General features: G+C 62.5%; 16 protein-coding genes. 7 read left to right on the forward strand and 9 right to left on the reverse strand.

Annotated features, from left to right (window positions below):
- The first annotated feature begins 371 nt into the window (after positions 1 to 371).
- Complete coding sequence (gene tcdA, locus AB4Z19_RS12755; RefSeq protein ID WP_442028098.1) at positions 372 to 1,238, forward strand: tRNA cyclic N6-threonylcarbamoyladenosine(37) synthase TcdA; 867 nt, start codon at positions 372 to 374, stop codon at positions 1,236 to 1,238.
- A 48-nt stretch (positions 1,239 to 1,286) separates the two neighbouring features.
- On the opposite strand, the gene thpR is transcribed toward tcdA, so the two are convergent.
- Positions 1,287 to 1,811, reverse strand: coding sequence for an RNA 2',3'-cyclic phosphodiesterase (thpR, locus tag AB4Z19_RS12760; protein ID WP_442028096.1), 525 nt, complete (start codon positions 1,809 to 1,811; stop codon positions 1,287 to 1,289).
- Positions 1,812 to 1,847: 36 nt separating this feature from the next.
- Between thpR and AB4Z19_RS12765 the strand changes: the two genes are divergently transcribed.
- Positions 1,848 to 2,417, forward strand: coding sequence for an FKBP-type peptidyl-prolyl cis-trans isomerase (locus AB4Z19_RS12765; protein WP_442035368.1), 570 nt, complete (start codon positions 1,848 to 1,850; stop codon positions 2,415 to 2,417).
- Between the two features lie 39 nt (positions 2,418 to 2,456).
- Positions 2,457 to 3,389 carry a cysteine synthase A gene (cysK, locus tag AB4Z19_RS12770; protein ID WP_442028093.1) on the forward strand — a complete coding sequence of 311 codons (933 nt, stop codon included), beginning with the start codon at positions 2,457 to 2,459 and terminating at the stop codon, positions 3,387 to 3,389.
- Here cysK and AB4Z19_RS12775 read toward each other — a convergent pair.
- From AB4Z19_RS12775 to AB4Z19_RS12795, 5 genes are all read right to left on the reverse strand, one after another.
- The gene (locus AB4Z19_RS12775) at positions 3,386 to 4,390 is read right to left on the reverse strand and encodes a cation diffusion facilitator family transporter (protein ID WP_442035369.1); all 1,005 of its coding nucleotides are present in this window, start codon (positions 4,388 to 4,390) and stop codon (positions 3,386 to 3,388) included. The genes cysK and AB4Z19_RS12775 overlap by 4 nt on opposite strands.
- Positions 4,387 to 4,704, reverse strand: coding sequence for an ArsR/SmtB family transcription factor (locus AB4Z19_RS12780; protein WP_442024478.1), 318 nt, complete (start codon positions 4,702 to 4,704; stop codon positions 4,387 to 4,389). The genes AB4Z19_RS12775 and AB4Z19_RS12780 overlap by 4 nt, the downstream gene beginning before the upstream one ends.
- Before the next feature lie 87 nt (positions 4,705 to 4,791).
- Positions 4,792 to 5,295, reverse strand: a complete 504-nt coding sequence (locus AB4Z19_RS12785) for a hypothetical protein (RefSeq protein ID WP_442024480.1) — start codon at positions 5,293 to 5,295, stop codon at positions 4,792 to 4,794.
- A gap of 6 nt (positions 5,296 to 5,301) precedes the next feature.
- Positions 5,302 to 6,030 (reverse strand): hypothetical protein, encoded by a 729-nt coding sequence (locus tag AB4Z19_RS12790; protein WP_442024481.1) that lies wholly within the window; start codon positions 6,028 to 6,030, stop codon positions 5,302 to 5,304.
- A gap of 11 nt (positions 6,031 to 6,041) precedes the next feature.
- On the reverse strand, positions 6,042 to 6,929 hold the full coding sequence (locus AB4Z19_RS12795) for a metallophosphoesterase family protein (protein ID WP_442024483.1): 888 nt from the start codon (positions 6,927 to 6,929) through the stop codon (positions 6,042 to 6,044).
- Between AB4Z19_RS12795 and AB4Z19_RS12800 the strand changes: the two genes are divergently transcribed.
- Entirely contained in the window at positions 6,928 to 8,886 is a 1,959-nt protein-coding gene (locus AB4Z19_RS12800) for a UvrD-helicase domain-containing protein (RefSeq protein ID WP_442035370.1), read from the forward strand. The genes AB4Z19_RS12795 and AB4Z19_RS12800 overlap by 2 nt on opposite strands.
- On the opposite strand, the gene AB4Z19_RS12805 is transcribed toward AB4Z19_RS12800, so the two are convergent.
- Positions 8,879 to 9,361 (reverse strand): CinA family protein, encoded by a 483-nt coding sequence (locus AB4Z19_RS12805; protein WP_442024487.1) that lies wholly within the window; start codon positions 9,359 to 9,361, stop codon positions 8,879 to 8,881. The two genes, AB4Z19_RS12800 and AB4Z19_RS12805, sit on opposite strands and share 8 nt — an antisense overlap.
- Positions 9,362 to 9,637: 276 nt before the next feature.
- Here AB4Z19_RS12805 and AB4Z19_RS12810 point away from each other — a divergent pair, with 276 nt between their 5' ends.
- The 3 genes from AB4Z19_RS12810 to AB4Z19_RS12820 are packed head-to-tail and all read left to right on the forward strand — an operon-like array spanning position 9,638 to position 14,777.
- Positions 9,638 to 10,153: a YfiR family protein gene (locus tag AB4Z19_RS12810; RefSeq protein ID WP_442035371.1), complete on the forward strand. Its 516-nt coding sequence runs from the start codon at positions 9,638 to 9,640 to the stop codon at positions 10,151 to 10,153.
- Positions 10,150 to 12,180 carry an ATP-binding protein gene (locus tag AB4Z19_RS12815; protein WP_442024491.1) on the forward strand — a complete coding sequence of 677 codons (2,031 nt, stop codon included), beginning with the start codon at positions 10,150 to 10,152 and terminating at the stop codon, positions 12,178 to 12,180. The genes AB4Z19_RS12810 and AB4Z19_RS12815 overlap by 4 nt, the downstream gene beginning before the upstream one ends.
- Positions 12,177 to 14,777, forward strand: coding sequence for an EAL domain-containing protein (locus AB4Z19_RS12820; RefSeq protein WP_442024493.1), 2,601 nt, complete (start codon positions 12,177 to 12,179; stop codon positions 14,775 to 14,777). Before AB4Z19_RS12815 ends, AB4Z19_RS12820 begins: the two co-directional genes overlap by 4 nt.
- A gap of 101 nt (positions 14,778 to 14,878) precedes the next feature.
- Here AB4Z19_RS12820 and thiL read toward each other — a convergent pair whose 3' ends face one another.
- Both thiL and AB4Z19_RS12830 read right to left on the reverse strand, forming a co-directional pair.
- Complete coding sequence (gene thiL, locus AB4Z19_RS12825) at positions 14,879 to 15,844, reverse strand: thiamine-phosphate kinase (RefSeq protein WP_442035372.1); 966 nt, start codon at positions 15,842 to 15,844, stop codon at positions 14,879 to 14,881.
- A 24-nt stretch (positions 15,845 to 15,868) separates the two neighbouring features.
- Complete coding sequence (locus AB4Z19_RS12830; protein WP_442035373.1) at positions 15,869 to 16,039, reverse strand: hypothetical protein; 171 nt, start codon at positions 16,037 to 16,039, stop codon at positions 15,869 to 15,871.
- Positions 16,040 to 16,258 lie beyond the last annotated feature (219 nt).

Genomic DNA, 16,258 nt, shown 5'->3' on the forward strand with positions numbered 1-16,258 from the left:
ACATCCCTAAAATCAGGGAATCCGCGACGTTGAATTTTGTTTTGGACTTGTTGCATTGAAACAACACGAGGTGCTTTTGCGAACGAAAAACTGAGCGATTTGACGTCAAAATCGACAGGCGAACTTGCGATCTTGGGCCTAATTACCCGCCGCTCTATTGCGTTGTGTTGATCTGGTTTCTAACCCTTATTGCGGACGCAATTCGGGAGCCCACGGCTTTCATGTCAGTCAAAGATCAATAAAATCAATGACTTGCCGCGTGACGTGCAAGATGGTAGTGCTGCGTAATACTCTATGCCGCGAAGGCGGCGATCGCGACGGCGTGTCGCACCAAGGCAATCATTGTAGCGGGTGTCCGGTAAAATGGCGGGATGAGTTCCCTGAATACCCAACTGGTCGATGAGCATGACATCGACTTCGAACGCCGCTTCGGCGGCATTGCCCGCCTGTATGGCGACAAAGCCCTGGCCCGTTTCCGCGCCGCGCATATCTGCGTGATCGGCGTGGGCGGTGTCGGCTCGTGGATCGTGGAGGCGCTGGCGCGCTCCGCGGTCGGCCGCCTGACCCTGATCGATCTCGATAACGTGGCCGAGTCGAATATCAACCGCCAGATCCAGGCGCTGACTTCCACCGTCGGCATGGCGAAGATCACCGCGCTGGCCGAGCGCATCGCGCAGATCAACCCCTACTGCGTGGTGGAGCAGATCGAAGATTTCGTTACGCCGGACAATCTGGACGAGATGATCGGTTCGCACGACTACGATTACGTGATCGACGCCATGGATTCGGCCAAGGCCAAAACGGCGCTGGTGCATTACTGCCGTACCAAGTCCATTCCGCTGATCGTGATCGGCAGCGCGGGCGGCCAGACCGACCCGACCCGCATCGAAGTGCGCGATCTGTCGAAGACCGAGCAGGAACCCTTGCTGAAAAAGGTGCGACGCCGTTTGCGTAGCCAGTATAACTATCCGCCGAATTCGAAGAACAAGCTGAATGTGGATGCGGTGTTTTCGATGGAGCCGTTGAAGTTTCCGGAAACCGGCGAAGTGTGCTCCGTCGATGGCGATGACCGCATACCGACCACCAGCATTACCGGCATCAACTGCGCGGGCTTCGGCTCGGCGATGGTGGTGACGGCGACCTTCGGCATGGTCGCGGCGGGACATTTGCTGCGCAAGCTCGCCGAGCAGGCCAACGCCCCGGCTGAGGTACACGCCGCCGAGGCGGCGGATCAATGATCCGCCCTACGACAAGCCGGTGATCGATCCAGCAGGGCGTAGGGCGGGTCATTGACCCGCCGTGCGTGCGCGGCTGATCGGCCGATACTGGCCGGTCGCCGTATCCGACTCAACGAGCGCCAGCTCGCGCACATCCCACGTCACGGGTGATGGCGGCTGGCCGGGCGGCGCTTCGCGGGCCTCACGCGCCAGGGTGACATGCGGCTTGAACGCTCCATGCGTGGCCGCTGAAAATCCTGAAGCCTCCAGCCGCGCCATCAACTCCGCCTGCATTTCCAGCAGCGCCGCAGGCGGCTCGTTCATGCCCGCCCAGGCAATGCGCGGCTTGGTGAAATAGCCGTAGCAATCCACAACAAGCCGCATCGGCGGCACAGCCACCGTCTCCAGAATATCGAACAACGCCGGCAGCGCATCGGCGGATTGCTGCCCAAGGAAGGCCATGGTCAGGTGCAATTTCGCCTGTGGCGTATGGCGTCCTGCGACGGGCGCCTGCAGGCGGGCGAGGGCGGCGCGGGTGGCCGTGTCCGGCCAGAGCGCGAAAAACAGCTTGAGGCTTGAGTGATTTGCTATCATGATGCCGCCCTGGATATCCCTTAGGAAGAATACACGATGACCCGCAGCTCCGTTCTGTTCGCATTTATTTGTGCGGCCGCCGCCTCGCTGGCGCAGGCCCAGACCCCGGCCCAGCAAGCAGCTGCGCCAGCCCAGCCGGCCGCCGCCGCGCAGCCGTCGACCTCCGCCGACGCGCAAGCCGCCAATCCCGCCGCTGCCACCCAACCTGCCGCCGCACCGGCGCCGATCGTGCCAGGTTCCGCCGAACCCGGTCCGCCTGCCGAGCAACTGATCGTCAACGACGTGAAAGTCGGCAAAGGCAAGGAAGCCATGGCCGGCGCCACCGTGCGCGTGAACTACACCGGCTGGCTGTATCGCCCGCTGGCGCGCAACGGCAAGGGTCGCCAGTTCGACACTTCCATCGGCCAGGGCCGCGAGCCGCTGGAATTCGCACTGGGCGCCGGTAAAGTGATCAAAGGCTGGGACCAGGGCGTCGCCGGCATGAAGGTGGGCGGCAAGCGCACCCTGATTATTCCCGCCGAACTGGCCTACGGTCCACGCTCGGTCGGCATGATTCCGGCGAACTCCGCGTTGATCTTTGACGTCGAACTGCTGGACGTTAAATAAGGTTACACTGGTCTCCATCCCGGCTGAGGAGGAGACCATATGAATATCGCCAACGACGTCACGGCGCTGATCGGCAATACGCCACTGGTGCGCATCAATCGCATGGCTGCGGGCGCACCGGCGCAGCTGCTCGCCAAACTGGAATTCTACAATCCCGCCCACAGCGTCAAGGACCGCATCGGCCTCTCGATGATCGAGGCGGCCGAGACGTCCGGGCAAATCCATCCCGACACCGTCATCGTCGAACCGACCAGCGGCAACACGGGCATCGCGCTCGCCATGGTGTGCGCTGCGCGCGGCTACAAATGTGCGCTGGTGATGCCGGACACGATGAGCAAGGAACGCCGCACGCTGCTGCGTGCCTATGGGGCGGAACTGGTGCTGACGCCGGGCAGCGAAGGCATGACAGGCGCGATTCGCCGCGCCGAAGAAATGGTGGCCGCGGACAAGCGCTACCTGATGCTCCAGCAATTCAACAACCCCGCCAATCCCGAAGTGCACCGCCGCACCACCGCCGAAGAAATCTGGCGCGATACGGATGGCCAGATCGACATTCTCGTTGCGGGCGTGGGCACCGGCGGCACGATTACCGGCGTCGGTGAAATCATCAAGGAACACAAGCCGTCCTTCCAGTGCATTGCGGTGGAGCCGGAAGCTTCGCCCATGCTGTCGAAAGGGACCAAGGGACCGCACCCGATCCAGGGTATCGGCGCGGGCTTCGTGCCGGCGGTGCTGAACACCAAAATTTATGACGAAGTGATTTGCGTGAAAAACGATGACGCCTTCGTCACCGCGCGCCGCGCGGCGGCGGAAGAGGGGCTGCTGGTGGGGATTTCGTCAGGTGCGGCGCTGTGGGCAGCGCTGCAGGTGGCGCGCCGGCCGGAGAATGCGGGCAAGATGATCGTGACCGTCATTCCCTCGTTCGGCGAGCGCTATCTCAGTACCCCACTGTTTGCGGGGCTGGCTGATTAGTGATCGTGGTGGGCGTGGCCATGATCATGATGATCGTGATCGTGATCGTGGCCGTGCTTCTCTTCCTCGGCGCCCGATTGCAGGCAGCAATTATGCTCCGTCGTGCCTTGCTCCGTTTGCAGTGTGGTGTGATGAATGGAGAATTTCTCGCGCAGCTCGCGCGCAATTTCATCAACCGCCGCATCGCCCGGGTAACCGCCCGGCATCACCAGATGGCAGGTGAGCGCCACATCAGTGGTGCTCATTGACCAGATGTGCAGGTCGTGAATGGCGGTCACGCCCTTGCGCGCGCGCAGGAATTGCTCCACTTCGGTGGGATCGACATTCAGCGGCACGGCAGCCAGCACCATGTCCATCGATTCACGCAGCATGGACCAGGTGCTCTTCGCGATAAACAGCACAATCACCAGGCTGACCAGCGGGTCGAGCCACTTCCAGCCGGTGTACATCACCAGCAGGCCGGAAATCAGCACGCCCAGCGAAATCGCCGCGTCGGCTGCCAGGTGCAGGTAGGCGCCGCGGATATTGATGTCGTCCTTGCTGCCGGCCATGAACATCCAGGCCGAGACGCCGTTCACCAGAATGCCCACTCCCGCAACCACGGATACGGTCAGGCCCTGCACCGGTACCGGATGCAGCAGCTGTTGCGCGGCCCCCCATGCGATGGCGCCGCAAGCGGCCATCAGCAGCATGCTGTTCACCAGCGCTGCCAGCATGGAGGTGCTGCGCAGGCCATAGGTGTAGCGTGGGGACGGTTTGCGCGCGGCCAGGATCGCAGCGGCCCAGGCCAGTGCGAGGCCCAGCACGTCGGACAGATTGTGGCCCGCATCGGCCATCAGCGCGGTCGAATTGGCGAGGAAGCCGTAGAAGAACTCCACGGCCACGAAAATGGCGTTCAGCGCGATGGCGATGGCGAAAGCCTTGCCGTGGCTGACTTCTCCGTGGTGATGGTGATGCCCATGGTCGTGGCCATGGCCGTGATGATGATGGTGGCCGCTCATGGCTCGTTCCCGTTAGGTGGTTCAGCGATATGTTCGAGCATATCGTGGAGGACACCGCTGATGTGCGCATCGGCGGCGGTGTAAAAAACCTGCTTGCCCTGGCGCTCGGACTTCACGATGCGCGCCGCGCGCAGCAGGCGCAGGTGGTGGCTTACCAGGGAACTGGAAAGCTGCAGGCTGGACGCGATCTCGCTGACCGCAATCGGCGCTTCCACACAAGCCAGCACGATGCGCAGCCGCGTCGGATCGCCCAGCAAGTGGAACAGGTCGGCCAACTGCGCCACCGAGCCGTCGTTGTCAGGAAATATCGCCATAGCTTAACATATGAATAGGTCTTCATATGTTATCACAACCCACGGCGTAAAACAGGTGGCAGGCACGATGTGCCTGCCACCAGCGGTTCAGGGTTTGGCGAGTGCCTCTTCCACGGCGCCTCGGGTTTTGGCGTCGAGGGTAGGCAGGACTTTGTCGAGCTTTTCAGCGCGGGCGATGGCGGCGGTTTGCGCCGGCGTCAGTGCAGGCGCGCTGCGGAACATGGCTTGTCCCGCCAGCACCACCAGTGCGGCGACCAGCGCGATGCCCGCAGCGGCGCCCAGCAGGCGCAGTTCGCGCGGCGAGAATCCCTGGTGGGAAGTTGCGATGGGGCGCACGCCGGGCACCGCGGGCGCCGGCTCGAATTCGGAATGCGCCGCCGCGGAAGCAGCGCGCGCCGGCGGCAGGCCGCCCGCGCTGCGTGCATGCTGCGCCAGCTCCATCGAAGCCGCTTCGATGCGCTCCAGATGGCGGTCGACCGTTTCCTCCAGCACCGCCTCATTCAGGGCCACCAGTGCGAAGATGGGATCGTCCACATCGACCTTGATGCCAGTCTTGTCGAACACCTGGCTACGCAGTTTGGCGCGGTCCATGGCGACTTACCAGTTCACCAGGTCCAGCTGCTCATACAGGTCGCGGAACACGACCTTGATGCGCTGCTTTTCCATGACGTTGAACTTGTCGCTGGACTTCACTTCGTCCACGGTCAGACGCGCAGTGTTCATCTTTTTCACGTCGGCGCCGAACGTATCGGCATTGCGCTGGGCCAGCACCACGCGGCCGCGCACGCGCGCGGAGTTGTCGGCGTAGGTTTGCGATTCGATGAAGGCTTTGCCGGAGGCCGATTGCAGCAGGCCGAAATGCTCGTTCTCCCACAGTACCAGTGGCACATGGGTGGACTTGGCGGTGGAGACGAAGCCCATCGCCGTATCATGCAGCGTATCGCCGCCGCCCACGATGGTGTGGATGTAGACCTTGCGGCCCGATTCTTCCAGCAGGTTAAAGCAGTCGTTCTCGATCAGATAGGCCAGCAGCGGGGAAAAGGTATTGGCGCCGTTGTCGATCACGCAGTTGCCGTCCGCTTCCAGGATATCGATCATCAGCGAGTCGAAGCGCTTGGGATCGATGGTACGCGATTCCGTCATGACGGGAATGTGCTTCACGTCCAGCGCCTTGTAGCGCGAGAAGGTGGTGTTTTCCTGGTCGGTGTCGTAGCAGCGCAGCGGGGTGTCGCCTTTGGACTTCAGCCATTGTGCGAGGATGGTCGATACCAGCGTTTTGCCGATGCCGCCCTTACCCTGCAGGACGAAGTGAACCGTGTTTTGCATTCTTGCTCCTGTTATTTGTGGCAGGATGCCGCGCCGCTGTCGCGAGCCTCCCGTTCCTGCGAACCCGGGCGCATTGTATCGGCCGCCAGGAATTCCCATTCATAGCCATTGTCTTTCAATTTAAGCTTCAGCACACCCACCCGCCAGTTCTGGCGCACTTCGCTGTTATCCACCGTCCAGCGATAGGGCGTGAGAAAGGCGCCTCCCGTACCGACCACGAACTGGCGCAGGCCGCGCGCGTCGTCCCGCTGGCCCTTATCGTCCTGCGGCGCAAAGCGCTCGTAGTCGTGATCATGGCCAGATAACACCAGCTCCGCGCCCGCTTCGTACAGCAGGCGCCAGGCTTCGCGCATGTGGTCGGTCATGGGGTGCCCGCCAGAACTATACAGCGGCGAGTGCCAGTAGGCGAGGGTGCAGAGCGCCGGATGGGCCGCCAGGTCGTCTTTTAGCCACACGAGCTGGCGCTCGTGCTCTTCGCCTTTCATTTCACTGTTTAAAGAGATGAAGTGCCAGCCGCCCATGTCGAAGCTGTAATAGCCACGGCCGCGCTGCCCGGCAGCGTTGCCGAAATAATCATAGTAACCATTGGCCGTGCCGCTGTAATACTCGTGGTTACCGGGCGTAGGATGGGTGCGCGATTTAAAACGGCCCCAGGTCGGCTCATAGCATTCCGTGAATTCGGCTGGCTTGCCGTTCGGGTAAGTATGGTCGCCCAGGCTCAGAACCACGGCCTGCGGATCGCCCGCCGCGATGATGGCAGCGGTCTGCGCGGCGCCCGAATACTCGGCGCGGGAGTAGCGGCAGTCGGCGATATCGCCCGCTGCAAACACGGTCAGCGGCGCGGCGTCGGCGGACATCGCGCCGGCGGCCAGCGCCAGCGCGGTTAGAATACGGGTCATGCAAGTCATACCTTCAAAAGAACAGGAAGCCATTCTGCAATCCCGCGCGCCCACGCTGATGATCGAGGCGCGCGCCGGAACTGGCAAGACTACCACGTTGGCCATGCTGGCGGCACGCGAGCCGGGCGTGGTGCTGGGCCTTTGCTTCTCGGACGGAGCCCGCATCCGCTTCGAGGACAAGCTGCGCGACGAGGCGCCCGGCCGCAAGGTCACCGTGCTGACGGTGGAAGGCCTGGCGCGCTCGCTGCTCAATCGTCTGATCCAGGGCAGCTATTTCGACAAGCCATCGCGCCTCGCCAGCGCCGAGCAACTGCGCCCGCACGTGGTGGAAGCAGCCAACGCGGTATGGAACAAGTATGAGCAGCGCGGCTATACCGATTTCGATTTCGACTTCGAATACCGCACGCCGCGCATCGAGCAAATGCTGCAACTGCTTTCGACGCTGAAGGCCACGCTGGCTTCGCTATCTTTTGACGATGAGGACTTTGACGATTACGGCGTCGAGGAACTGGCCGAGCGCTTCAATGTGGACCGCGAAGCGATCGAGATCTGCCGCGAGTTCGAACGCCGCCGCCAGCCGCAGCAAGGGTTCTACGTGTGGCAAAGCCCGGCCGATATGGTGACCGATCTTGTGGCCATCCTGCGCCGCAATCCCTACGCGCTGGATGCGCTGCCGCAGGCGGACCTCTGCCTGGTCGATGAATGGCATGACGTGAACGCCGCCGAATTCGAGCTGCTGCGCTTATTCCGACGCGACGCGCGCTTGGTGGTAGTGGGCGACCGCCATCAGGTCATCAACGCAGAGCGCGGCGCCGATCCGCAGTTCTCGGCCGAAGCCTTCGATCTGGCGTGGCCGCGCACAGAGCGCCTGCCACTGAGCCAGTCGCGCCGCTGCGGCGTGTCGATCGCCAAATTGCTCAGGCAGGTGCTGCCTGCCTGCCGTTTCGAATCGCATGCGGACACTTATTCCGAACTGCGCCGCGTGCAGTATGCGCCGGGCCAAGGCGCGGCAGCAGTGGCCGACCGCGCTGCGGGTTTGGCTGCGGATGGCGTGAAGCTGTCCGATGTCGCCGTGATCCTGCGCGAGGCCGACCAGACGGTGGATATCGAAAACCTGCTGCTGGACCGCGCCGTGCCTTACGTATGCGATGGCGTCGAATCCTATCTGCTGCGTCCTGAAATCCTGATGCTGCGCGCATTGCTGCACATCGCCAGCGGTGACTACGATACGCTGAAGGGCGACAAGGAAAGCTGCGAGCGCATGGTGGACAGCCTGCTGGTCTATCTCTCTGTCTCCGCTGCCAGCACCGACTGGGAAACCGGCCACGAAATCTATGGCAGCGGCAGCTGGCTGGAAATGGCGCGCAATGACGTCGTGGCGCAGCCATCGGCGCTGGACAATCTGTTCACCAGCGTGCTGTGTGCCGACAAGGAAGGCGATAGCCCGACCACCTTGCGCTGGAAGCAGCGCTTCCGCCAAGTGGTGACGATGCTGAAGGAACGCGCTGCGGAAGCCAGTGCGCCCGAACTGCTGGCGCTGGCCAGTCAGGCACTGGACCTGCCTGCCGCCACGCGCACGGCTTTCGTCAGCCATAGCCGCGCCGACTCTGCGCTGCGCACCATCCGCGCGTTCATCGCCTTCGCCGAGCGTGGAGGGCAGCGCTCCGCCGCCGAATTCCTGCAAGACCTGAAGCAGCGCCAGGACCGCACGCGCGCCGAAGTGAATTATCTGCGCGAACGCCGCCAGCTGGTGCTGACCACAGTGCAGGCCGCGAAGGGGAGGGAATGGGCCCAGGTACTGCTGCCCTGCCTGGAGCAGGGCCAGTTCCCGCGGGGGGGGGATATGGCCGAAGAACGGCGCTATTTCTACGTGGCGGCCAGCCGGGCGATTACCGGCCTCACGCTGTTCGAACCGGACGAGCAGCACGCCGCTCGCCGCAGCTCCCTGCTCAATTAATAAAGCGTAGCAGGCCTTGCAGGGCGTGGATCACGGTCTGCTCGCGCACCGCGTGACGGTCGCCGGAAAACACCAGACGTTCGGTGTGCACGGTATCGCCATTGGCCCAGCCGAAGCAGACGGTGCCTACCGGTTTGCCCGGCACGGCGCCGGTCGGGCCGGCGATGCCGGTGGTGGACAGCGCCACGTGCGCATTGCTGGACGCCAGCGCACCCTGCGCCATCGCGGCTGCCACTTCCTCGCTGACGGAGCCGAACTGCGCGATCAGCGCGGCGGAAACGTCCAGCATCTCGCTCTTGGACGCGTTCGAATAGCACACGAAGCCGCAGTCGAACCAGCCGGTCGAGCCGGCGATTTCGGTAATGGCGGTAGATACGCCGCCACCGGTGCAGGATTCTGCGGTCGCCAGCAGGAAGCCTTTGTCTTGAAGAGCCTTGCCCACTTGGGCGGCCAGTTGGTTGATGTCGACAGTCATAGGCTCTCCTTTTGGCTTCGAATTCCGATGGCTTCATTCTAGCTCGCCACCGCAGCGCTTGACCACGCTGCACCGCAAAAAGTGTTGTCCAGGCCAGAATCACATGTCAATTGCTAGCCGGGAGAGGCTGCAATGACGCGGTTTCTCAATAATGCGCTGCTTTCTTATACTCAACGATAGAATAGGGGGAACAACCCCGGCGCGCGAGGCAAGGTGGCTCCCCTGCACTCCTTTCACAGGCAAAAGATTCCCGGCGGCTGGCTAATCATGCTGGCTATGGCCATCTTTCCTTTATTCGCCTCCGCCCAGGCCGGCAGCGTGTTGGAACGCCAGGTCAAGGCAGCTTATCTATACAAGTTCGCAGGCTTCGTCGAATGGCCGGAAGGCAGCTTCGCCAAACCGGACAGCCCGGTCGTCATCGGCGTGGCTGGCGCCGATGCGCTGGCCGATCAACTGGAGGCAGCGGTCGCAGGACGCAACGCCAATGGCCGTCCGTTGCAGGTGAAGCGGCTGAAGCGCGGTGAGAGTGTGGCTGGCTTGCACATGCTATTTGTCAGCGCTGCCCTGGACAAGGCCAACGCCCAGGAGTGGATGACCGCTTGCCGCGGCCAGGCGGTGCTGACCGTGAGCGACGCCGACGAGAGCCAGGCCATGGGCAGCATCATCAATTTCGTCATGGTCGATGAGCGTCTGCGCTTCGAGGTGGCACTGAAGAACGCCGCCACAGCGCACTTGCGCATCAGCGCGCGCATGTTGCAGGCGGCATTGCGCGTTCAGCAGGTGGCGTCATGAGTGCGCGCCGCTCGCTGCGACGAAAGCTGCTGGGCGTGGTCATGCTGGTCACGCTGGTGGCGCTGCTGGTGTCGGTGGGCACGGTGATCGCCTACGATCTGCGGGCCTACCATCAAACCCTGATCGGCGACATGAGCACCCAGGCCGAACTGCTTGGCCACATGAGCGCACCGGCACTGGCCTTCGACGACCAGCGCCTGGCAAAGGAGAATCTGTCTCTGCTGCGCCTGCGCCCCAAGATCTATGCAGGCGCCATCTACAATGCACGCGGCCAGCTGTTCGCGGCTTATGTCGCGCCCACGCACGACGTCACCGTGCCGCGCGCGCCGGGCGAAGAAGGCGTGGAGTTCGAGGACGGCAAGATGATCATGTTCCGTCCGATTCGCGACAATGGCGAGTTGCTGGGCACTGTCTATCTGCGCTCCGATTATGAAATCCTCAGCCGCTTTGTCGATTACCTGATCATCGCCATTTTGGCCAGTTTGCTGGCGATGGGCATCGCCTACTTGCTGATGCGGCGCCTGAATCACGTGATTACCCAGCCGGTGCTGGCCATTGCCGATGTGGCGCGCGAGGTGGTGGCGACCGGTGATTACTCGCGCCGCGCCGCGCGTCTGTCTGACGATGAAGTGGCCGACCTGGCCGATTCCTTCAACAAGATGCTGAGCGAGATCGAAACACGCACGCGTGAACTGGAGAACTCCAACCGCGAAATCGCGCGCGAGGCCGAGCAGCGCAGCGAGGCGCAAAAGGAAATCATGCGCCTGAACGAAGAGCTGGAAAAGCGTGTGCACGAACGTACGCTCCAGCTGGAAAAGGCCAACGGCGAGCTGGCGATGGCGATGGAAGAAGCGAAGAGCGCCAATCAGGCCAAGTCGGCCTTCCTGTCGTCCATGAGCCATGAGCTGCGCACGCCGCTCAACGCGATTCTCGGCTTCGCGCAAATCCTGACATCGGACAAGCTACCGTCCACCTTGCAGCAGAAGAAGGAATTCGCCAACCACATCCTGAAGTCGGGACGCCATCTGCTCACGCTGATTAACGAGATCCTGGATTTGGCCAAGATCGAATCCGGTGCAGTGGCCTTGTCGATGGAGCCGGTGGCGCTCAATGAAATCCTGCAGGAGTGCGAGAGCATGGTAGGGCCGTTGGCCGGACAGCGCGGCATACGTCTGCTGTTCCCGGACTTATGCCTGGCCAATGTAAACGCGGACCGCACGCGTCTCAAGCAAATCCTGCTAAACCTGCTGTCGAATGCCATCAAGTACAACCGCGAAGGTGGCGCCGTGGTGGTCGATTGCAGTCCAAGCGGGCCGGGACTGTTGCGCGTTTCGGTGCAGGACACGGGCATGGGCCTGCAGCCGGAGCAGGTGCGCATGCTATTCCAGCCCTTCAATCGGCTGGGACAGGAAAGCGGGGCGGAAGAAGGCACGGGCATTGGCCTGGTCGTGACCAAGCGGCTGGTGGAGCTGATGAACGGCACCATCGGCGTGACCAGCAGTCTCGGTGTGGGCAGCATGTTCTGGATTGAACTGAAAGCCACCAGTCCCGTGCCATCGCGCGTGGAGCAGGGCGGCGAGCGTGCGGCCATGAGCACCCGCGAACATAGCGAAAACGAACCAGCCACCGTGCTGTACGTGGAAGACAATCCGGCCAATTTGAAACTGGTGGAAGAAATCATCAGCTTCCGTCCGGATCTGCGGCTGCTGTCGGCGCCGGACGGCCATCTTGGCATCGAGCTGGCGCGCGCCCATTTGCCGGACATGATCCTGATGGACATCAATCTGCCCGGCGTGAACGGCATCGACGCACTGAAGCTGCTGCGCAACGATCCCCGTACGGCGGAGATTCCGGTGATCGCACTGACCGCCAATGCCATGCCGCGCGATGTGGAGAAAGGCCTGGCCGCAGGGTTCTTCCGCTACCTGATCAAGCCGATCAACATCGACGAATTTACTGACGCCATCAACAGCACTTTAGCGTTCCTCTCCCGCAGGAACGAGAAGGAAAGGAGCACGCCGACGTGATTACGCGAGCCGATATCCTGAACGCCAACATCCTCATCGTGGATGACCAGCCCGTCAACGTGCAGCTGCTGGAATACCTGCTGCAATCGACCGGCTACACCCAGGTGAGTTCGACCACCGACCCGCGCGTGGTGGCGCCCTGGCACGAACAGAATCGCTACGACATCATCATCCTCGACCTGCACATGCCCGGCATGAACGGATTCGACGTCATGGATGCGCTGAAGCCGCTGGAACCGGATGCCTATCTTCCGGTGCTGGTGGTGACGGCGGAACCGGACAAGAAACTGGCCGCGCTGGAAGCAGGCGCGCGCGATTTCGTCAGCAAGCCTTTCGATCCGGTGGAAGTGCTGACCCGCATCCGCAACCTGCTGGAAGTGCGCCTGCTGCATCGCCAGGCGCGCGACTACAACACGCTGCTCGAGCAAACCGTGCGCGAACGGACGGCAGAGCTGCAGCGCTTCCGCAGCGCGATGGATGCGACGGCGGATGCCATCTTCCTGATCGATTCCGGCAGCTTGCATCTGGTGGACGTGAACGATGGCGCCTGCCGCATGCTGGGTTATGGGCGCGAGCAGCTGCTCGCGCTGGAGCCGGCCCGCATTGGCCTGGGTGGACGCGAGGTGCTGGAGCAGTGCGCCGAATCTGCGCGTGAAGCCGCAAACACGGCGTCCAGGGCGCCCGAGCTGTTCGAAACAGAGCTGACGCGCGCCGATCTGGTCACGGTGCCGGTGGAGGCGTATTGGCAGCAGCACGGCGAAGGCGAATCCTCCGGCAGCACTTTGATCTGCGTGGCGCGCGATATCAGCGAGCGTCGTCTGGCGGAAGAGCGCTTGCGTCATATGGCGCATTACGACAGCCTGACCGGCCTGCCCAACCGCACGCTGTTCTTCCAGACGCTGGCTGAATCGATCGAGCTGGCGCAGGACAAGGAATGGCGCATCGTGGTGCTGTTCATTGGCCTGGACCGCTTCCGCAATATCAATGATTCGCTGGGCGCTGCGGCGGGCGACGAACTGCTGCGCGATTTCTCGAATCGCCTGGTGCAGTGCGTGCGCATTCGCGACACCGTTGGGCGTCTCGGCGGCGACGAGTTCGCGCTGATTCTGACCATGACACGTGACCAGCAGGATGCGGTGCTGGTAGCGAACGAAGTGCGTGAAGCGCTGCGCGCGCCGTTCGAGCTGGATGGGCGTCAGGCCACGATGACGGCGTCAATTGGTATTGCCATGTATCCCGACGACGCCAACGACCCGGAGACGCTGGTGAAATACGCCAATACGGCCATGGAGCGGGCCAAGGAGGCGGGCCGCGACGGCTATCGCTTCTTCACGGCGGGAATGAACGTGCAGGTGCTGGCGCGCCTCGATCTCGAAATGGCGCTGCGCCGCGCGCTGGAGAACAATGAGCTGGAGCTGTACTACCAGCCCAAGGTGAATCTGCATACTGGCCGCGTGAGTGGCGCGGAGGCGCTGCTGCGCTGGAATCGTCCCGGCTATGGGCTGGTGTATCCGGCGGAGTTTGTGTCGGTGCTGGAGGATACGGGACTGATCGTGCGCGTCGGCACGTGGATCATCGAGTCGGCCTGCCGCCAGATCGCGGCGTGGATGCGCTCTCCCGTTGGACAGGTGCATGTGGCGGTGAACGTTTCGAGCCGCCAGTTCGTGGAGGGCGATCTGGAACACGAGGTGAAGGAATCGCTGGAGCGGCATAAGGTTCCGCCGGAGTTGCTGGAGCTGGAGTTGATGGAAACGGCCTTGATGTCGAATGCGGAGCGCACCATACAGGTGCTGGGCGCCTTGAAGGAACTGGGTATCAAGGTGGCCATCGACGATTTCGGTACAGGCTATTCTTCGCTGGCTTATCTGCAGCGCTTCCCGATCGACAAACTGAAAATCGATATCGCATTCGTGCGCGATATCACGACCAATCCGAATGACGCGGCGATTGCGCTGGCCATCATCAGCATGGCGCACTCGCTCAAGCTGCGCGTGATTGCGGAAGGTGTGGAGTCGCGTCCGCAGCTGGAATACTTGCGGCGTAATCGCTGCGACGAGATCCAGGGGTATTACTTCAGCCGTCCCATACCTGCGGGCGAAATGGGGCAGCTCGTCGAGGCCGGAAAATGCCTGCCGCCGGACCCGAACCAGGCGGCCGAACCGCCGCAAACCTTGCTGCTGGTGGATGACGATGTCAATGTGCTGTCGTCGCTGCACCGCCTGTTCCGCCGCGATGGCTACCGTATTCTGACGGCGGTGTCGCCGGCTGAGGGCTTCGAGCTATTGGCGTTGTATCCGGTGCAGGTGATCGTGTGCGACCAGCGCATGCCGATTTTGAGCGGCACGGAGTTTCTGGCCAAGGTGAAGGAGATGTATCCGGACACGATACGCATTATCCTTTCCGGCTATACGGGGCTGGAGGCGGTACTCGATTCGATCAATCGCGGCGCGATTTATCGCTTCTACACCAAGCCTTGGGATGACACGCAGTTGCGCGACAATATCCGCCTCGCTTTCCACCACTACTGGCTCATGCACGGCAGCGGCCGCCGCGCGGGCGAGCCGGGCGAGGACAACACGGCCATTGGCGGCCAGTGACGCGCCATCACGAGGCATGCACGGCGGATCGATGATCCGCCCTACGATGCGTGTGCGGCGGGGCATTGATCAGCCGAAAACCAAACGAGGCGTAGGGCGGCTCATTGAGCCGCCGTAAAGTGATCGAAGCCGCCCAGCTTGAGATCAAGGGTGGCGCCTGCCGCGTTGCTGAAGCGCAGGCCCGGCGCGGCCTCAATGCGCCCCACGCGCGTGACAGCGGTGCCGCTGGCCGCGCCGGCGGCAATAACCGCCTCGCGCGCCGACGCCGGCGCCGTAAAGCACAGCTCATAATCATCCCCGCCCGCCGCCGCAAATGCGCGTCTTAGCGCCAGGGGTTGCCCGGCCAGCACCGGCCCTGCCGGCAGCGCATCCACATCGAGCACCGCACCAACGCCCGAACGCTCGAGGATATGTCCCAGGTCACCCGCCAGCCCGTCCGAAATATCGATCGCCGCATGCGCAATGCCGCTCAATGCCAGCCCAAGCTGCACGCGTGGCGTTGGCATATGCATGCGCGTGCCGGCGGCGGCCAGCTGCTCCGGCGGCAGTGCCAGTTCGCCGCGATACCCCGCCAGCGCCAGCCGCGCATCGCCTAGCGTGCCGGACACCCAGATATCGTCCCCCACCTGCGCTGCACTGCGCAGCAGGGAACGTCCCGGCGCCACCTCGCCGAAGATGGTGATGCAGATATTCAGCGGTCCCTTGGTGGTATCGCCGCCAATCAGTTCGCAGTCATGCGCGTCCGCCAGCGCAAACAGGCCGGCGGAAAACGCGGACAGCCAATCGCGGTCCGCAGCCGGCAGGGCCAGAGCGAGCGTGAAGCCTACCGGGCGGGCGCCCATGGCAGCGAGATCGGAGAGATTGACGGCGAGGCATTTGTGCCCCAGGCGGCGCGGGTCTTCGCCCGCGAAGAAATGCCGGCCCTCGACCAGCATGTCGGAAGAAATGGCGGTCTGCATCCCCGGCGACGGGGCGAGCAGGGCGCAATCGTCGCCGATGCCTAATGCGGCCTTGCGGCGGCCTGGGCGAACGAAATAGTGTTTGATCAGGTCAAATTCTGAGAGCATCCCGCCATTGTAGCGGGGACGCTCTTAAACGTGCCTGTCGCGCAGATAGATCCAGGTGCCGCCCGAAGCGATGGCGGCGGTGGCGAGGGTAACGACCCAGCTGGAATCTGGTGGAGTGAAGAAGAGTGCAGCAGCAGTCGCAGGGAACAGGACGCCGGACATACGGGCCCAGGAGTGCCAGATTGCAGTGCGCATGGTTCTTTCCTTCCGTAAAGGTGCCAACAAAACTCAGTCTAGGAGACGATGTGCCAGATGTAAACTTGTTGTCGACAAATATTCCAATTATTTTAGGTTTCGCGCAACAAGATTTTATGGTTTCGTTCCGCATGTCAGCTTTATTTTAAGAAACCTCAAGAAATTAAAATTTATCGATAGTAATAAAAGTTTCACTCAGGAATATTGAAAAATAAGTAA

The organism is Pseudoduganella sp. RAF19, from assembly GCF_052114165.1.
In the GTDB taxonomy this organism is placed as follows: Bacteria; Pseudomonadota; Gammaproteobacteria; order Burkholderiales; family Burkholderiaceae_D; genus Rugamonas.

What these genes read in the sequence shown, in the direction of transcription:
- AB4Z19_RS12815 (WP_442024491.1), top strand. Translation starts at nt 10,150, where the DNA reads ATGAGTGCGCGCCGCTCGCTGCGACGAAAGCTGCTGGGCGTGGTCATG.
- AB4Z19_RS12830 (WP_442035373.1), bottom strand. Translation starts at nt 16,039, where the DNA reads ATGCGCACTGCAATCTGGCACTCCTGGGCCCGTATGTCCGGCGTCCTG.
- AB4Z19_RS12810 (WP_442035371.1), top strand. Translation starts at nt 9,638, where the DNA reads ATGGCCATCTTTCCTTTATTCGCCTCCGCCCAGGCCGGCAGCGTGTTG.
- AB4Z19_RS12805 (WP_442024487.1), bottom strand. Translation starts at nt 9,361, where the DNA reads ATGACTGTCGACATCAACCAACTGGCCGCCCAAGTGGGCAAGGCTCTT.
- AB4Z19_RS12785 (WP_442024480.1), bottom strand. Translation starts at nt 5,295, where the DNA reads ATGGACCGCGCCAAACTGCGTAGCCAGGTGTTCGACAAGACTGGCATC.
- AB4Z19_RS12790 (WP_442024481.1), bottom strand. Translation starts at nt 6,030, where the DNA reads ATGCAAAACACGGTTCACTTCGTCCTGCAGGGTAAGGGCGGCATCGGC.
- tcdA (WP_442028098.1), top strand. Translation starts at nt 372, where the DNA reads ATGAGTTCCCTGAATACCCAACTGGTCGATGAGCATGACATCGACTTC.
- cysK (WP_442028093.1), top strand. Translation starts at nt 2,457, where the DNA reads ATGAATATCGCCAACGACGTCACGGCGCTGATCGGCAATACGCCACTG.
- AB4Z19_RS12795 (WP_442024483.1), bottom strand. Translation starts at nt 6,929, where the DNA reads ATGACCCGTATTCTAACCGCGCTGGCGCTGGCCGCCGGCGCGATGTCC.
- AB4Z19_RS12775 (WP_442035369.1), bottom strand. Translation starts at nt 4,390, where the DNA reads ATGAGCGGCCACCATCATCATCACGGCCATGGCCACGACCATGGGCAT.
- AB4Z19_RS12780 (WP_442024478.1), bottom strand. Translation starts at nt 4,704, where the DNA reads ATGGCGATATTTCCTGACAACGACGGCTCGGTGGCGCAGTTGGCCGAC.
- thiL (WP_442035372.1), bottom strand. Translation starts at nt 15,844, where the DNA reads ATGCTCTCAGAATTTGACCTGATCAAACACTATTTCGTTCGCCCAGGC.
- thpR (WP_442028096.1), bottom strand. Translation starts at nt 1,811, where the DNA reads ATGATAGCAAATCACTCAAGCCTCAAGCTGTTTTTCGCGCTCTGGCCG.
- AB4Z19_RS12765 (WP_442035368.1), top strand. Translation starts at nt 1,848, where the DNA reads ATGACCCGCAGCTCCGTTCTGTTCGCATTTATTTGTGCGGCCGCCGCC.
- AB4Z19_RS12800 (WP_442035370.1), top strand. Translation starts at nt 6,928, where the DNA reads ATGCAAGTCATACCTTCAAAAGAACAGGAAGCCATTCTGCAATCCCGC.